This is a genomic window from Pseudomonas sp. B22(2017), from assembly GCF_002113105.1.
Taxonomy (GTDB): domain Bacteria; phylum Pseudomonadota; class Gammaproteobacteria; order Pseudomonadales; family Pseudomonadaceae; genus Aquipseudomonas; species Aquipseudomonas asiatica.
The window spans coordinates 795,159-808,148 of record NZ_NEJN01000001.1 but is presented as its reverse complement, the minus strand read 5'-3'; the positions used below and the strand labels follow the sequence as shown (position 1 = coordinate 808,148).

14 protein-coding genes are annotated in these 12,990 nt (G+C 66.1%); 11 read left to right on the top strand and 3 right to left on the bottom strand.

Annotated features, from left to right (window positions below; all coding sequences use genetic code 11):
• Nucleotides 1-121: 121 nt before the first annotated feature.
• Complete coding sequence (locus tag CAG18_RS03850; RefSeq protein WP_061305339.1) at nt 122-814, top strand: tRNA (adenine(22)-N(1))-methyltransferase TrmK; 693 nt, start codon at nt 122-124, stop codon at nt 812-814.
• Nucleotide 815: 1 nt separating this feature from the next.
• On the opposite strand, the gene CAG18_RS03845 is transcribed toward CAG18_RS03850, so the two are convergent.
• Nucleotides 816-1,079: a DUF2790 domain-containing protein gene (locus CAG18_RS03845; protein ID WP_015270611.1), complete on the bottom strand. Its 264-nt coding sequence runs from the start codon at nt 1,077-1,079 to the stop codon at nt 816-818.
• A 123-nt stretch (nt 1,080-1,202) separates the two neighbouring features.
• Here CAG18_RS03845 and CAG18_RS03840 point away from each other — a divergent pair, with 123 nt between their 5' ends.
• A complete protein-coding gene (locus tag CAG18_RS03840) occupies nt 1,203-2,135 on the top strand; it encodes a LysR family transcriptional regulator (RefSeq protein ID WP_085720404.1) in 933 nt (310 codons plus the stop codon).
• A 167-nt stretch (nt 2,136-2,302) separates the two neighbouring features.
• Here CAG18_RS03840 and CAG18_RS03835 read toward each other — a convergent pair whose 3' ends face one another.
• Together CAG18_RS03835 and CAG18_RS03830 are read right to left on the bottom strand one after the other, a co-directional pair.
• Entirely contained in the window at nt 2,303-3,454 is a 1,152-nt protein-coding gene (locus CAG18_RS03835) for an acyl-CoA dehydrogenase family protein (protein ID WP_003258582.1), read from the bottom strand.
• 16 nt (nt 3,455-3,470) lie between these two features.
• Nucleotides 3,471-4,541, bottom strand: a complete 1,071-nt coding sequence (locus CAG18_RS03830) for an enoyl-CoA hydratase/isomerase family protein (RefSeq protein WP_085720403.1) — start codon at nt 4,539-4,541, stop codon at nt 3,471-3,473.
• 394 nt (nt 4,542-4,935) lie between these two features.
• On the opposite strand from CAG18_RS03830, the gene mdcA reads away from it, so the two are divergent.
• From mdcA to madM, 9 genes are all read left to right on the top strand, one after another.
• Nucleotides 4,936-6,597 carry a malonate decarboxylase subunit alpha gene (gene mdcA, locus CAG18_RS03825; protein WP_015270609.1) on the top strand — a complete coding sequence of 554 codons (1,662 nt, stop codon included), beginning with the start codon at nt 4,936-4,938 and terminating at the stop codon, nt 6,595-6,597.
• Entirely contained in the window at nt 6,597-7,541 is a 945-nt protein-coding gene (locus CAG18_RS03820; RefSeq protein ID WP_085720402.1) for a triphosphoribosyl-dephospho-CoA synthase, read from the top strand. The genes mdcA and CAG18_RS03820 overlap by 1 nt, the downstream gene beginning before the upstream one ends.
• Before the next feature lies 1 nt (nt 7,542).
• A complete protein-coding gene (locus CAG18_RS03815; RefSeq protein WP_015270607.1) occupies nt 7,543-7,842 on the top strand; it encodes a malonate decarboxylase subunit delta in 300 nt (99 codons plus the stop codon).
• On the top strand, nt 7,835-8,683 hold the full coding sequence (locus CAG18_RS03810) for a biotin-independent malonate decarboxylase subunit beta (protein WP_085720401.1): 849 nt from the start codon (nt 7,835-7,837) through the stop codon (nt 8,681-8,683). The genes CAG18_RS03815 and CAG18_RS03810 overlap by 8 nt, the downstream gene beginning before the upstream one ends.
• On the top strand, nt 8,680-9,471 hold the full coding sequence (gene mdcE / locus CAG18_RS03805; RefSeq protein WP_015270605.1) for a biotin-independent malonate decarboxylase subunit gamma: 792 nt from the start codon (nt 8,680-8,682) through the stop codon (nt 9,469-9,471). Before CAG18_RS03810 ends, mdcE begins: the two co-directional genes overlap by 4 nt.
• A gap of 1 nt (nt 9,472) precedes the next feature.
• On the top strand, nt 9,473-10,087 hold the full coding sequence (locus tag CAG18_RS03800) for a malonate decarboxylase holo-ACP synthase (RefSeq protein ID WP_085720400.1): 615 nt from the start codon (nt 9,473-9,475) through the stop codon (nt 10,085-10,087).
• Nucleotides 10,084-11,004, top strand: a complete 921-nt coding sequence (gene mdcH, locus CAG18_RS03795) for a malonate decarboxylase subunit epsilon (RefSeq protein ID WP_085720399.1) — start codon at nt 10,084-10,086, stop codon at nt 11,002-11,004. The genes CAG18_RS03800 and mdcH overlap by 4 nt, the downstream gene beginning before the upstream one ends.
• A 192-nt stretch (nt 11,005-11,196) precedes the next feature.
• Nucleotides 11,197-11,619, top strand: coding sequence for a malonate transporter subunit MadL (gene madL, locus CAG18_RS03790; RefSeq protein ID WP_003258591.1), 423 nt, complete (start codon nt 11,197-11,199; stop codon nt 11,617-11,619).
• Nucleotides 11,620-11,621: 2 nt separating this feature from the next.
• A complete protein-coding gene (gene madM, locus CAG18_RS03785; protein ID WP_024087229.1) occupies nt 11,622-12,386 on the top strand; it encodes a malonate transporter subunit MadM in 765 nt (254 codons plus the stop codon).
• Nucleotides 12,387-12,990: the final 604 nt, after the last annotated feature.

Here is a 12,990-nt window from a genome sequence, read left to right as displayed (position 1 = left end):
GCTACGGAAGGAAAGCGGCAAGCCTACGCGAGCGCGCCGGCCCGGTCGAGGGTGCCCCGGTGTTTGAAATGCGTGGCGTTCGCCGTCAGAATCGCGGCCGATTGCAAAGCAGGGGTTTACGTTGAACGAACAGACATTGTCCAGGCGCCTGGAGCGCGTGGCTGCACAAGTACCGCAAGGCGCGCGCCTGGCCGACATCGGCTCGGACCATGGTTACCTGCCGGTAGCCTTGATGCTGCGCGGCATACTGGACGCGGCGGTAGCGGGCGAGGTGGCGCAGACGCCGTTCGCCTCGGCCCAGCGCAACGTGCGCAGGAACGGCCTGGAAGGGCGGGTCTGCGTGCGCCTGGCCGATGGCCTGGCAGCGGTCGAGCCGGAAGATCGCATCTCGGTGATCAGCATATGCGGCATGGGTGGCGACACCATGTGCGAGATCCTCGAGGCCGGCAAGCAGCGCCTGGCTGGCGTCACGCGCCTGGTGCTGCAGCCCAATGGCGCCGAGCGCGAACTGCGCCAGTGGCTGATGGGCAATGGGTACCGGATCGTCAGCGAAGAACTGCTGCGGGAGAACCGCTTCGACTACGAGATCATCGTCGCCGAGCCGGGCGGGGCGGCGTACACCGCTGAACAGCTGTACTTCGGCCCGGTGCTGGTGCAGGAGAAAAGCGAGGCGTTTCTGGTCAAGTGGCGGCGCATGCTGCGGCAGAAGCAGCAGACCCTGGCCAACTTCGAGCGGGCCCGCGGTGCGGTGCCTCAGGCGAAAATCGACGACTTCAGGCAACAGGTCGGCTGGATCACCGAGGTGCTGGCCTGACTCACTGCTGCGAGCAGTTGCCCATTTCCCGGTAGTCGATTTCGCGCTTCTGGCCCTGGTGGTCTACATACACCATGTGCGCGGTACCAACCTGGCAGTCGGCGGCGTTGCTGGGCGGGGTGATGGAGATGACCTTGGCCACGTCCAGCGGCATGCCGTATTCGTAATTGCTGCTGCTGACCGGCTGGTTGCTGCCGGTGTCGGCAAGGGCACCGAACGAGGCGAGGGCAGCGGTAACGGCAAGGACAGCGATCGAACGTTTCATGGCAGGCTCCTTTTTTCAATGTATGACTAATGATCCATTCATTGGCCATCCACAATAAATGGGCTAACCCGTGATAGATTCCTGCCTGTAACGCAAGAATAAGACCGAACAAGGAGCACCTTCATGGACATGCTGCATGCCATGCGTACCTTCGCCCGTGTGGTGGAATGCGGCAGCTTCGCTGCGGCCGCCAATGCCCTGGATATTTCCGCGGCGCAGGTTTCGCGTATCGTTGCCGAGCTGGAAAACCAGCTGCAGACCCGCCTGCTGCACCGCACCACGCGGCGTTTGCGCATGAGCGAGGCGGGCGAGCGGTTTCTCGAGCGCGCGCGGCAGATCATGTTGCTGACCGAAGAGGCGGTGGATGAAGCCCGTGGCGCGCACCTCACGCCCCGCGGCCGCCTGCGCTTGCACTGCCCGCACGGGATGGGCCTGTTGCTGATGCCGCTGGTGGCCGGCTACAACGCATTGTGCCCGGAGGTGGTGATCGAACTGACCCTGTCCCAGCGCAACCCCGACCCGCTGGCCGAAGGGCATGACGTGGTGATTACCGTGGACGGTGCGTTGCCGGATTCGCAGCTGATCGCTGTGCCGCTGGGCAACATTTTCAGCATCCCCTGCGCGGCGCCGAGCTACCTGTTGGCCCACGGCGTGCCAGAGCGCCCGGAAGACCTGCACCAGCACCGTTGCCTGCGCATGGCTTATCCGATGTACGAAGGTGACTGGGTGTTCCCGCAAGGGGTGGACCAGTGCGTGATCGCACCGAACGACAGTTTTTCCACCAACGTCGCCGACGCCATGCTGGTGGCCAGCGAGCTGGGCATGGGCATTGGCCTGCTGCCGTTCTACACCGCCAGCCAGGCGATCGAGCAGGGGCGGTTGTGCCGCTTGCTGGCGCCGTATCGCCTGCGCGAGAGCGCGCTGTATGCGATCTACCCGTCACGGCATTACCTGGATGCCAAGGTGCGCACCTGGATCGACTACCTCAAGGAGCAGTTGCCGGCACTGTTCGAGGGGCATGCCAGGGTGGTGGATGATTCGCGGTATTGGCGTTGAAGCACTGATCTGCTTTTTTGGGGCAACTTCTTGCACTGCCTGTACTGGCCCTATCGCCGGCAAGCCAGCTCCCACAAGGTACTCCACAGGTCGCGAAGGCGGTGCAGTGCCTGTGGGAGCTGGCTTGCCGGCGATGGGCCGCACAGCGGCCCCAGTATCCCGTCTGATTACAGCGGGTAATGCTTCAACTCCCGCGCAATCAGCATCCGCTGGATCTCGCTAGACCCTTCATAGATCTGCGTGATCCGCGCATCGCGGTAGTAGCGCTCGACCGGGTAATCCTCCAGGTAGCCATACCCGCCATGCACCTGGATCGCCATCGAACACACCCGCTCGGCCATCTCCGAGGCGAACAGCTTGGCCTGCGAAGCTTCCGACAGGCACGGCTTGCCGGCGCTGCGCAGGCGCGCGGCATGCAGGATCAGCAAGCGCGCGGCATTCACCTGCACCTGCATGTCGGCCAGCAGGTTGGCGATGCTCTGGTGTTCGTTGATCGGCTTGCCGAACTGCACCCGATCACGCGAGTAGGCCAACGCCGCCTCGAACGCGGCGCGGGCAATGCCCAGTGCCTGGGCAGCAATGCCGATACGGCCACCCTCGAGGTTGGACAGGGCGATGGCCAGGCCCTTGCCACGCTCACCGAGGATGTTGGCGGCAGGGATGCGGCAGTTGTCGAAGGTGACCGCGCAGGTGTCGGAAGCGCGGATGCCCATCTTGTGCTCGCTGCGATCGACCTTGAAGCCCGGGTTGTCGGTGGGCACCAGAAACGCCGACAGGCCCTTTTTGCCCAGCTCCGGGTCGGTCACCGCGAAGACGATGGCCAGGCCGGCGCGGCGAGCGTTGCTGACGAACTGCTTGGCACCGTTGATCACCCACTGGCCATCCACCAGTTCGGCGCGGGTGCGCAGGTTGTGCGCCTCGGAACCGGCCTGTGGCTCGGTCAGGCAGAAGCAGCCGATAACCTCGCCGGTGGCCAGGCGTGGCAGCCACTGCTGTTGCTGTTCGGCCGTGCCGTAGGCCAGCAGCGGGCCGCAGCCCACCGAGTTGTGGATGCTCATCATCGCTCCGGTGGCGCCGCAGCCGGCGGCGATCTCCTCCACCGCCAGGGCGTAGGCGACATAGTCGGTGTAGCTGCCGCCGAAGTCTTCCGGCACCACCATGCCCAGCAGGCCCAGTTCGCCCATCTTGCGTACCACGCCATCGTCGATCCAGCCGGCCTTTTCCCAGGCCTGGGCATGCGGGGCGATCTCGCCACGGGCAAAGTCCCGGGCCATGTCGCGGATCATGATCTGTTCTTCGCTCAGTTCCAGGTCTTGCATCTGTGTACTCCCGGGCTCACAGGCCTTCGAAGAATTGGTCGACCTGCTGGCGGTGCAGTGCGGCCAGGGTCGGAGGGTTCCAGCGTGGCTGCTTGTCCTTGTCGATGATCAGGGCGCGCACGCCTTCGATGATGTCGCCGTGCTGGAACCACTGGCGGTCCAGGTGCAGCTCCATGGCAAAGCAGTCGTCAAGGCTCAGGTGGCGACCCCGGCGCAGCATCTCCAGAGTAACCGCCATGGCCAGTGGTGAGCGGCTTTCCAGCTGGTCGGCGGTGGCTACCGCCCAGGCGTGGCTGTCGCCAATGCTCACGGCACGCAGTTGCTCGACCATGGCAGGCACGTCGGGCAGGGCGAAGAAGTGGTCGATGACCGGGCGCAGTTTTTCCAGCGGCGCATCGTCGAGCACCTGGGTGCCGAGCTTGGCCAGCAGGTTCTGCAGGTCCTTGAGTGGCTGGTCGCCGAAGTGCAGCTGGTCCAGGCCCTGGTCGAGGGCTGCCAGCTGGTCGCTGGCCAGGTACCAGTCGGCCAGGCCGCAGTACAGTGCATCGGCTGCCTGGATCTGGCTGCCACTGACCCCCAGGTAGGTGCCCAGCTCGCCAGGGATGCGCGACAGGAAGTAGCTGCCACCCACATCCGGGAAGTAGCCGATTGCCACTTCGGGCATGCCCAGGCGGCTGCGTTCGGTGACCACGCGCAGGTCGCAGCCCTGGGCCAGGCCCATGCCGCCACCGAGGGTGAAGCCGTCCATCAGCACCAGCACCGGCTTGCGGTAGCGGTGGATGGCCAGGTCGAGGGCGTATTCCTCGACGAAGAAGGTTTCATGCAGCGTTTCGCCGGCCTTGAAACTGTCGTGCAGCGAGCGGATATCGCCACCGGCGCAGAACCCTTTCGGGCCTTCGCCACGCAGTACCACGGCGTGCACGTGCGGGTCTTCGGCCCACTGGTCGAGGTGCTGGCGCAGGCTGCGGACCATGTCCAGGGTCAAGGCATTGAGGCCGGCGGGGCGGTTCAGGGTCAGATGGCCGATCTGGTTGCGGACCTCGGCCAGCACATGGTCGGTTGCCGAGGTATGAGCGTGCGCAGTCATTGCGTTCTCCCTGCTTTGTTATTGATTTTCCAAGTGAAGTCTGGAGTTCGCTGGAGGATCGCAGGATCCTGTCATGCGAATTTGCCTTGCACAATCGACAAATCTGCAGGGGGATTCTGCATTTTTGTCTTGTGTGGCGATAACGCCACTCTAGCAAGGTTTCAGGTTGGCCGGGCTGGCCCTATCGCCGGCAAGCCAGCTCCCACAGGTACCGCACAACTTTCAAGGCCTGCGCTGTACCTGTGGGAGCTGGCTTGCCTGCGATAGGGCCATCAGCGACAGCGCATATGCTAAATCGTTACCCTGACCGTAACGATCAGTGCCTGAGCTTGATTGATGCGCAACCACCCCAGCCCTAAGGTGACCCCCACGACAGCGAACCCGTGGAGTCACCATGACAACAACCAAGAATCCACCGCCGCAATGGTCGCGGCGGCGCGCCGAAAAGCAGCGCCGCCTTGACCGGGTCCGCCACCTCGCCGACGGCGTGGTGCTGCCCACCGAGCGTATCGTCGAAGCCCTGGAACTGCTGCTGGCCCCCGGCGACCGGGTAGTGCTCGAAGGCAACAACCAGAAGCAGGCCGACTTCCTTTCCCGCGCGCTGGCCAAGGTCGACCCTGGGCGCCTGCACGACCTGCACATGATCATGCCCAGCGTAAGCCGCGCCGAGCACCTTGACCTGTTCGAACGTGGTATAGCCCGCAAGCTCGACTTCTCCTTCGCCGGCCCGCAGAGCCTGCGCATTGGTCAGCTGCTGGAAGACGGCCTGCTCGAAGTCGGTGCCATCCACACCTACATCGAGCTGTACTCGCGGCTGCTGGTCGACCTGATCCCCAACGTCACCCTGGTGGCTGGTTTCATGGCCGACCGCGATGGCAACCTGTTCACCGGCCCCAGCACCGAAGACACCCCGGCCTTGGTGGAGCCGGCTGCGTTCAGCGACGGCATCGTCATTGCCCAGGTCAACCAGCTGGTGGACCGCGTGGATGACCTGCCACGGGTCGATATCCCGGCATCCTGGGTCGATTTCGTGGTGGTTGCCGACCAGCCTTTCTATATAGAGCCGCTGTTCACCCGCGACCCGCGCCACATCAAGCCGGTGCATGTGCTGATGGCGATGATGGCCATTCGCGGCATCTACGAAAAGCACCAGGTGCAGTCGCTGAACCATGGCATTGGCTTCAACACCGCCGCCATCGAGCTGATCCTGCCCACCTATGGCGAATCCCTGGGCCTGAAGGGCAAGATCTGCCGCAACTGGACACTCAACCCGCACCCGACACTGATCCCGGCCATCGAGACCGGCTGGGTGGAAAGCGTGCACTGCTTCGGCACCGAGCTGGGCATGGAGGACTACATCGCCCAGCGCCCGGACGTGTTCTTCACCGGCCGTGATGGTTCGCTGCGTTCCAACCGCATGATGTGCCAGCTTGCCGGGCAGTACGCCGTCGACCTGTTCATCGGCGCCACCCTGCAGGTGGATGGCGATGGCCATTCCTCGACCGTGACCCGCGGCCGCCTGGCCGGCTTCGGCGGTGCCCCGAACATGGGCCACGACCCCCGTGGCCGGCGCCACGCGACCCCGGCCTGGCTCGACATGACCGTGCCGGAAACAATGCTCGAACGCGGTCGCAAGCTGGTGGTGCAGATGGTCGAGACCTACCAGGAAGGCGGCAAGCCCACCTTCGTGGAAACCCTCGATGCCGTGGAAGTGGCCAGGAAAGCCGGCATGCCGCTGGCGCCGGTGATGATCTACGGCGACGACGTTACCCACCTGCTGACCGAGGAGGGCATTGCCTACCTGTACAAGGCCCGCAGCCTGGAAGAGCGCCAGCAGATGATCGCCGCCGTGGCCGGGGTTACCGCCATCGGCCTGCGGCACGACCCCAAGGACACTCAGCGCCTGCGCCAGCAAGGCCTGGTCGCCTTGCCCGAAGACCTCGGCATCCGCCGCACAGACGCCAGCCGCGAACTGCTGGCCGCGCGCAGCATCGCCGACCTGGTCGAATGGTCCGGCGGCCTCTACAACCCGCCTGCACGGTTCAGGAGCTGGTGATGAAAGCACTCGACTTGCAACCGCGTGGGATTCTTCGCGAGCACAGGAATAGTGATCCATTTGAAGATTGCGCGGTCCCTGTGGGAGCGGGCGTGCCCGCGAAGAGGCCAGCACAGGCAACCGAATTACCCCTGGCCGACCAACTGGCCGACCTGGCCGTGGAAGCCCTGATCGACGAAGCCGACCTGTCCCCCAAACCCGGCCTGGTCGACCGCCGTGGCAATGGCGCCCACCACGACATGACCCTGGCCCTGATGCATGCCTCGGCCCTGGCCCTGTGGCCATGCCTGCGCAACATGGCCGAAGCCGCCCAGGCCATCGGCACCCTCGGCCAGCCCCTGCGCGCCACCCTGGGCCAGCTCGGCCGCGAAGGCGAGGCGGCGATGCTGGCCGCGACCGGTGGGGTCAACACCCACCGCGGCGCAATCTGGGCCCTCGGCCTGCTGGTAGCATCCAAGGCCCTCGACACCCAGGCCGATACCAACACCCTGGCTGCCCGTGCCGGGCGCATCGCACTGTTCGACGACCCCGCCATGACCACCCAGGACAGCCATGGCCTGCAGGTACGCCGCCGCTATGGCACTGGCGGCGCCCGCGAACAGGCGCAACAAGGCTTCCCGGCGGTTATCGGTCACGGCCTGCCACAACTGCAGCGCAGCCGCGCCGCAGGTGCCAGCGAGCCCCACGCCCGGCTCGACGCGCTGCTGGCGATCATGGCCGTGCTCAACGATACCTGCGTGCTCTGGCGCAGCGGCCCGACCGGGCTGGCTGCCGTCCAGCACGGTGCCCGTACCGTGCTGGACGAAGGCGGCAGCGCCACGCTGGCCGGGCGGCGGCAGCTGCGCCGGCTGGACCAGCACCTGCTTCAGCTGAATGCCTCACCGGGCGGCGCCGCCGATCTGCTGGCCGCCTGCCTGTTCCTCGACAAAGCCGGGAGCCTGTGACATGGAAACCCTGACCTTTCAATTCCCCGCCGCCGCCCCTGGGCGTGGCCGCACGCTGGTGGGCTGCGTCAGCTCCGGCGACCTTGAAGTGTTGATCGAACCCGGCACCGCCGGCAGCTTGCAAATCAAGGTGGTGACTTCGGTCAACGGCAGCGCTGCCCGCTGGGCGCAGCTGTTCCAGCGCCTGTTCGAAGGCCGCACCTGGCCGGCCGTCAACATCGACATCCATGATTTTGGTGCCACCCCAGGCGTGGTGCGCTTGCGCCTGGAGCAAGGCTTCGAGGAGATCGCCCATGACTGATATCGCACGCCTGCTGCACAGCCGCAGCTTTGTCGAACTGGGTGCCCGCCAGCGCGCCCGCGCCGTGCTCGACCCGGGCAGCTTCCGTGAGCTGCTGGGCCCGTTCGACCGGATGATGTCACCGTGGCTGCCGCGCCAGGGCATCGTGCCGCAGGCCGATGATGGCGTGGTCATCGCCAAGGGCCTGCTGAACGGGCGAAACGCTGTGGTCGCTGCCATCGAAGGCAGTTTCCAGGGCGGCAGCATGGGCGAGGTGGGGGGGGCCAAGATCGCCGGTGCGCTGGAACTGGCCATCGAAGACAACCGCAACGGCATCCCCACCTGCGCCGTGCTGCTGCTGGAAACCGGCGGTGTACGCCTGCAGGAAGCCAACCTGGGCCTGGCGGCGATTGCCGAAATACAGGCGGCGATTGTCGAGCTGCGCGCCTGGCAGCCGGTGGTCGGCCTGGTCGCAGGTTCGGTCGGCTGTTTCGGCGGCATGTCCATCGCCGCTGGCCTGTGCAGCCACTTGCTGGTCACCCGCGAAGCCCGCGTGGGCCTCAACGGCCCGCAGGTAATCGAGCAGGAAGCGGGCATCGGTGAATACGACGCCAAGGACCGCCCCTTTATCTGGAGCTTGACCGGCGGCGAGCAGCGCCACGCCAGCGGCCTGGTCGATACCTGTGTGGCCGATGACATCGAGGCTTTGCGCGAACGCTTGCTGCAATTGCTCGACGAGCCTTCAAGGGATCGCGCCGGTCAACACGCCTGGTTCCTCGAACGCCTGGCCCGGCTGGGCGATGACTGCACGCAACTGGATGCCGCTGCCGTGCGTGACCTGTACCAAGGAGAAGCCAAATGAACCGTGCCTTGAACTGGCTGCCGGGCCTCGCCGGCGGGCAAGCCTTGCCCGGCTACCCCGCGTCGTTGCGGGTAATCGATGGCGAACTGGACAACCGCCTGGCGCGTTTCATCGCCGTGGTGCCGGACACCGACAACCCGTTCCCCCGGGCGCGCTCGGGCGAAGTCGGCCTGCTGGAAGGCTGGGGCCTGGCCAAGGCCGTGAGCGAAGCGGTCGAGGCGGACCGCCAGGGCCAGAAGCGGGCCATCGTCGCGGTGATCGACGTGCCCAGCCAGGCTTACGGCCGCCGTGAGGAAGCCTTGGGGATTCATCAGGCGTTGGCCGCTGCGGTGCAGGCCTATGCCCAGGCACGGCTGGCCGGGCACCCGGTGATAGGCCTGCTGGTCGGCAAGGCCATGTCCGGTGCCTTCCTGGCCCACGGCTACCAGGCCCAGCGCCTGATCGCCCTGGATGATGCCGGGGTCATGGTGCACGCCATGGGCAAGGCGGCGGCAGCGCGCATCACCCTGCGCAGCGTCGAGCAACTGGAAGCCCTGGCCGCCGAGGTGCCGCCGATGGCCTACGACCTGGCCAGCTACGCCTCGCTGGGCCTGCTGTGGCGCCGCCTGACGGTGGACAACGCCGAGACGCCGAGCAGTGCCGACATCGCCCAGGTACGTGCCTGCCTGGCTGATGCGGTGCGCGACATCGGCAGCTCGAGCGACCTGTCGTCGCGGCTGGCGGGCGAAAACCGCAACGCCTCGCGCCAAGTGCGCGAACAGCTGCGCCGTCAGTGGCAGGGCGCTTGAGATGAACGCGCCAAGGCCGCACGACCTGCTCTGGGGCATGCCCGTATCGGGCCTGCCTGCTGATGCACCGCGTTGGGCGCAGGATGTGCTGCTGAGCGGCCAGCCGGTGGTGGTGCGCCGTGCCACCTGTGCGAACGGCTGGGTGGCGGTGGGGCTGCGTGGCCAGGGCAGGGCGCAGCGGTCGGGTGTACTGATGCGGCTGGCCGATATCCGGTGTCAGCAAGGCCCCGAAGCGCTGCGCTGGCAAGCTGAGAGCCCTTGGCCTGCATTGCAGGCCCTGGCCTCGGTCGCCCCGGTACTGGATGCCAGCGGCCTGGCCTGGGGGCCGACAGGTGGGGTGGGGTACCAGATCGCCACCGGTATGGAGGTGGTACACGCCGACAGCGACCTGGATGTGCTGCTGCGTACGCCACAACCGCTGGCCCGGGCGCAGGCGCGTGAGCTGCTGGATATCCTCGAATGCGCACCTTGTCGTATCGACCTGCAGCTGGAAACTCCGGCGGGCGCTGTTGCCTTGCGCGAGTGGGCCAGCTTCGCCCGCCGCGTACTGCTCAAGTCGGCCCATGGCCCACGCCTGGTCAGCGACCCATGGGCAGCGATGGAGCGTGCCGCATGAGCAGCCTGTTCGCCTTCCCCGGCCAGGGCGCCCAGCAGGTGGGCATGCTGCAGCGCCTGCCTGAGGGTGCCGGGCAATTGCTGGAAGAGGCCAGTGACACCCTCGGCCAGCAGGCCCTGGCGCTGGACAGCCAGCAGGCCCTGCAGACGACCCGTGCCGTGCAGCTGTGCCTGCTGCTGGCTGGCGTGGCCTGGGCGCGTTGGCTGATGCAGCGCAGCCCCACGCCGGATTACGTGGCGGGCTTGTCGATTGGCGCCTACCCGGCGGCGGTCACGGCTGGCGCCCTGGGCTTTGCCGATGCCGTGCGCCTGGTTGCCCTGCGTGGCGAACTGATGCAGCGCGCCTATCCGCAAGGCTACGGCATGACCGCACTCAGCGGCCTGGACCTGGCCTGTGTCGAACGCTTGTTGAGCGATACGGGCGGCGAGGTGTATGTCGCCAACCTCAACAGCGACAACCAGATCGTCATCGCCGGCAGCGATGGCGCGATGGCTGCGGTTGCGGCCAAGGCACGCCGCCTGGGCCAGGGCGTTGCCCGGCGCCTGGCGGTCAGCGTGCCGTCGCATTGCCCGTTGCTGGATGGCCCGGCGGCCGAACTGGCCAGTGCCTTCGCCACGGTCGAACTGCAGCGACCGCGTATCACCTACCTCAGCGGCAGCAGCGCTCGGCCGATATTCGACCCACAGCGTCTGCGCGACGACCTGGCCGGCAACATGGCGCGGGTGGTCGACTGGCGTGCTACGTTGCGCAACGCCTATGAGCGTGGCGTGCGCCTGCACCTGGAACTGCCGCCCGGCAACGTGCTCGGCGGGCTGGCCCGGCCGGTGTTCGAACAGGGCAGGGTGGTTGCTGTTGAAGGCACCCGCTGGGACACCCTGGATGCGCTGCTGCGCCAGGAGGTGGCCGACGAACGATGATGGCAACACCGCGGAGGATGGTGATCCCAGTGGGAGCGGGCGTGCCCGCGAAGCAGGCACCTCGGTGAATGGCACGGGCTTTGCCCGTGTTCGCGGGCACGCCCGCTCCCACAATGACCGCGAAAGCTGCACAAAAGTGTGTTTACGAAGAACAACAACAAGCAACTTCGACACTACCTGAGGACAACAACAATGATCATCTATGGTGTGGCACTGCTGGCGGTCTGCACGCTTGCCGGCGTCATCGTCGGCGACTTCCTGGGCGTGCTGCTGGGCGTCAAATCCAATGTGGGCGGGGTCGGCATCGCCATGATCCTGCTGATCTGCGCACGCCTGTACATGCACCGCAACGGCGGCATGAGCAAGGAATGCGAGTTTGGCGTGGGCTTCTGGGGCGCCATGTATATCCCCGTGGTGGTGGCCATGGCTGCCCAGCAGAACGTGGTCACCGCCCTGCACGGCGGGCCGGTGGCGCTGCTGGCGGCAGTGGGTGCGGTACTGGTGTGCGGTGCGACCATTGCCCTGATCAGCCGCAGCCACCGCGGCGAACCCCTGCCGGCAGTGGAGGCCGGCCCCGAAAGCAATGTGCAGGCCGCCCCTGCAGGAGGGCGTTGATCATGTGGCCGATCATTGACAATGCCCTGGAACATAACGGTTTGATCACTGCCTTTGCGGTGGTGGGCGCGATCATGTGGTTGTCGGTGGTGCTGTCGAAGTACCTGACCTTCGGCCGCGTGCACGGCTCGGCCATCGCCATCGTCATCGGCCTGGTGCTGGCCTGGGTCGGCGGCACCATTACCGGTGGCCAGAAAGGCCTGGCCGACATGGCGCTGTTCTCCGGCATCGGCCTGATGGGCGGGGCCATGCTACGCGACTTCGCCATTGTCGCCACGGCCTTCGAAGTGCAGGCCACCGAGGCGCGCAGGGCCGGGATGATCGGCGCGGTGGCGCTGCTGCTCGGCACGGTGCTGCCGTTCATTGTCGGCGCTGCGGTGGCCTACGCCTTCGGTTACCGTGATGCGGTGAGCATGACCACCATCGGTGCGGGTGCGGTGACCTATATCGTCGGGCCGGTGACCGGGGCGGCGCTGGGGGCCAGCTCGGACGTGATGGCGCTGTCGATTGCTACCGGGCTGATCAAGGCGATCCTGGTGATGGTGTTTACCCCGGTATCAGCGCGCCTGCTGGCGCTGGACAACCCACGTTCGGCGATGGTGTTCGGCGGGTTGGCGGGGACGGTGTCGGGGGTGACGGCCGGGCTGGCGGCGACCGACCGGCGCCTGGTGCCGTACGGGGCACTGACAGCCACCTTCCATACCGGGTTGGGCTGCCTGATGGGCCCGTCGATCCTGTACTTCTGCGTACGCGCCCTGGTCGGTTGACAACAATCTGCTGGACTGCGCAGACCCCTTGTAGGAGCGGCCTTGTGTCGCGATCGGGCCGCAACGCGGCCCCAGCGATATCCGCATCGCAGCCAAGATCCTGGGGCCGCTGCGCGCCCCATCGCGACACAAGGCCGCTCCTACACCGACCGCATCGGTTTCAAGCCATACGCAGTACTTGGGAGCAACTGTCTTGCTCAAATTCCAAAAGGTGGCGCGATCTGTGTGGGAGCGGCCTTGTGTCGCGAAAGGGCTGCAAAGCAGCCCCAGCAATTTCAACTGTTGCGCATCAACCCTGGGGCCGCGTTGCGGCCCTTTCGCGACACAAGGCCGCTCCCACAGGTACAGCGATAACCTCGAAAGCAATGCTGTACCTGTGGGAGCTGGCTTGCCGGCGATGAGGCCAGCACAGGCAGAACCCTGAGCTTTAGCGCAAGGTATTCTTGGTCAGCTCAACTTCGTTCATCTCACGGATTGAAGGTGGCAGCCATACGTGGGGTGAGAAACCGAGGAGAATTGGTAAAGACTCGGCCAGGCAAAAGCCTGCCCACGTACGGCCACCATGACGGTGTTACCAAATCTACCCGTCGGGTTCTCACACCCG

What these genes read in the sequence shown, in the direction of transcription:
- CAG18_RS03845 (WP_015270611.1), bottom strand. Translation starts at nt 1,079, where the DNA reads ATGAAACGTTCGATCGCTGTCCTTGCCGTTACCGCTGCCCTCGCCTCG.
- CAG18_RS03840 (WP_085720404.1), top strand. Translation starts at nt 1,203, where the DNA reads ATGGACATGCTGCATGCCATGCGTACCTTCGCCCGTGTGGTGGAATGC.
- CAG18_RS03835 (WP_003258582.1), bottom strand. Translation starts at nt 3,454, where the DNA reads ATGCAAGACCTGGAACTGAGCGAAGAACAGATCATGATCCGCGACATG.
- CAG18_RS03830 (WP_085720403.1), bottom strand. Translation starts at nt 4,541, where the DNA reads ATGACTGCGCACGCTCATACCTCGGCAACCGACCATGTGCTGGCCGAG.
- mdcA (WP_015270609.1), top strand. Translation starts at nt 4,936, where the DNA reads ATGACAACAACCAAGAATCCACCGCCGCAATGGTCGCGGCGGCGCGCC.
- CAG18_RS03820 (WP_085720402.1), top strand. Translation starts at nt 6,597, where the DNA reads ATGAAAGCACTCGACTTGCAACCGCGTGGGATTCTTCGCGAGCACAGG.
- CAG18_RS03815 (WP_015270607.1), top strand. Translation starts at nt 7,543, where the DNA reads ATGGAAACCCTGACCTTTCAATTCCCCGCCGCCGCCCCTGGGCGTGGC.
- CAG18_RS03810 (WP_085720401.1), top strand. Translation starts at nt 7,835, where the DNA reads ATGACTGATATCGCACGCCTGCTGCACAGCCGCAGCTTTGTCGAACTG.
- mdcE (WP_015270605.1), top strand. Translation starts at nt 8,680, where the DNA reads ATGAACCGTGCCTTGAACTGGCTGCCGGGCCTCGCCGGCGGGCAAGCC.
- CAG18_RS03800 (WP_085720400.1), top strand. Translation starts at nt 9,473, where the DNA reads ATGAACGCGCCAAGGCCGCACGACCTGCTCTGGGGCATGCCCGTATCG.
- mdcH (WP_085720399.1), top strand. Translation starts at nt 10,084, where the DNA reads ATGAGCAGCCTGTTCGCCTTCCCCGGCCAGGGCGCCCAGCAGGTGGGC.
- madL (WP_003258591.1), top strand. Translation starts at nt 11,197, where the DNA reads ATGATCATCTATGGTGTGGCACTGCTGGCGGTCTGCACGCTTGCCGGC.
- madM (WP_024087229.1), top strand. Translation starts at nt 11,622, where the DNA reads ATGTGGCCGATCATTGACAATGCCCTGGAACATAACGGTTTGATCACT.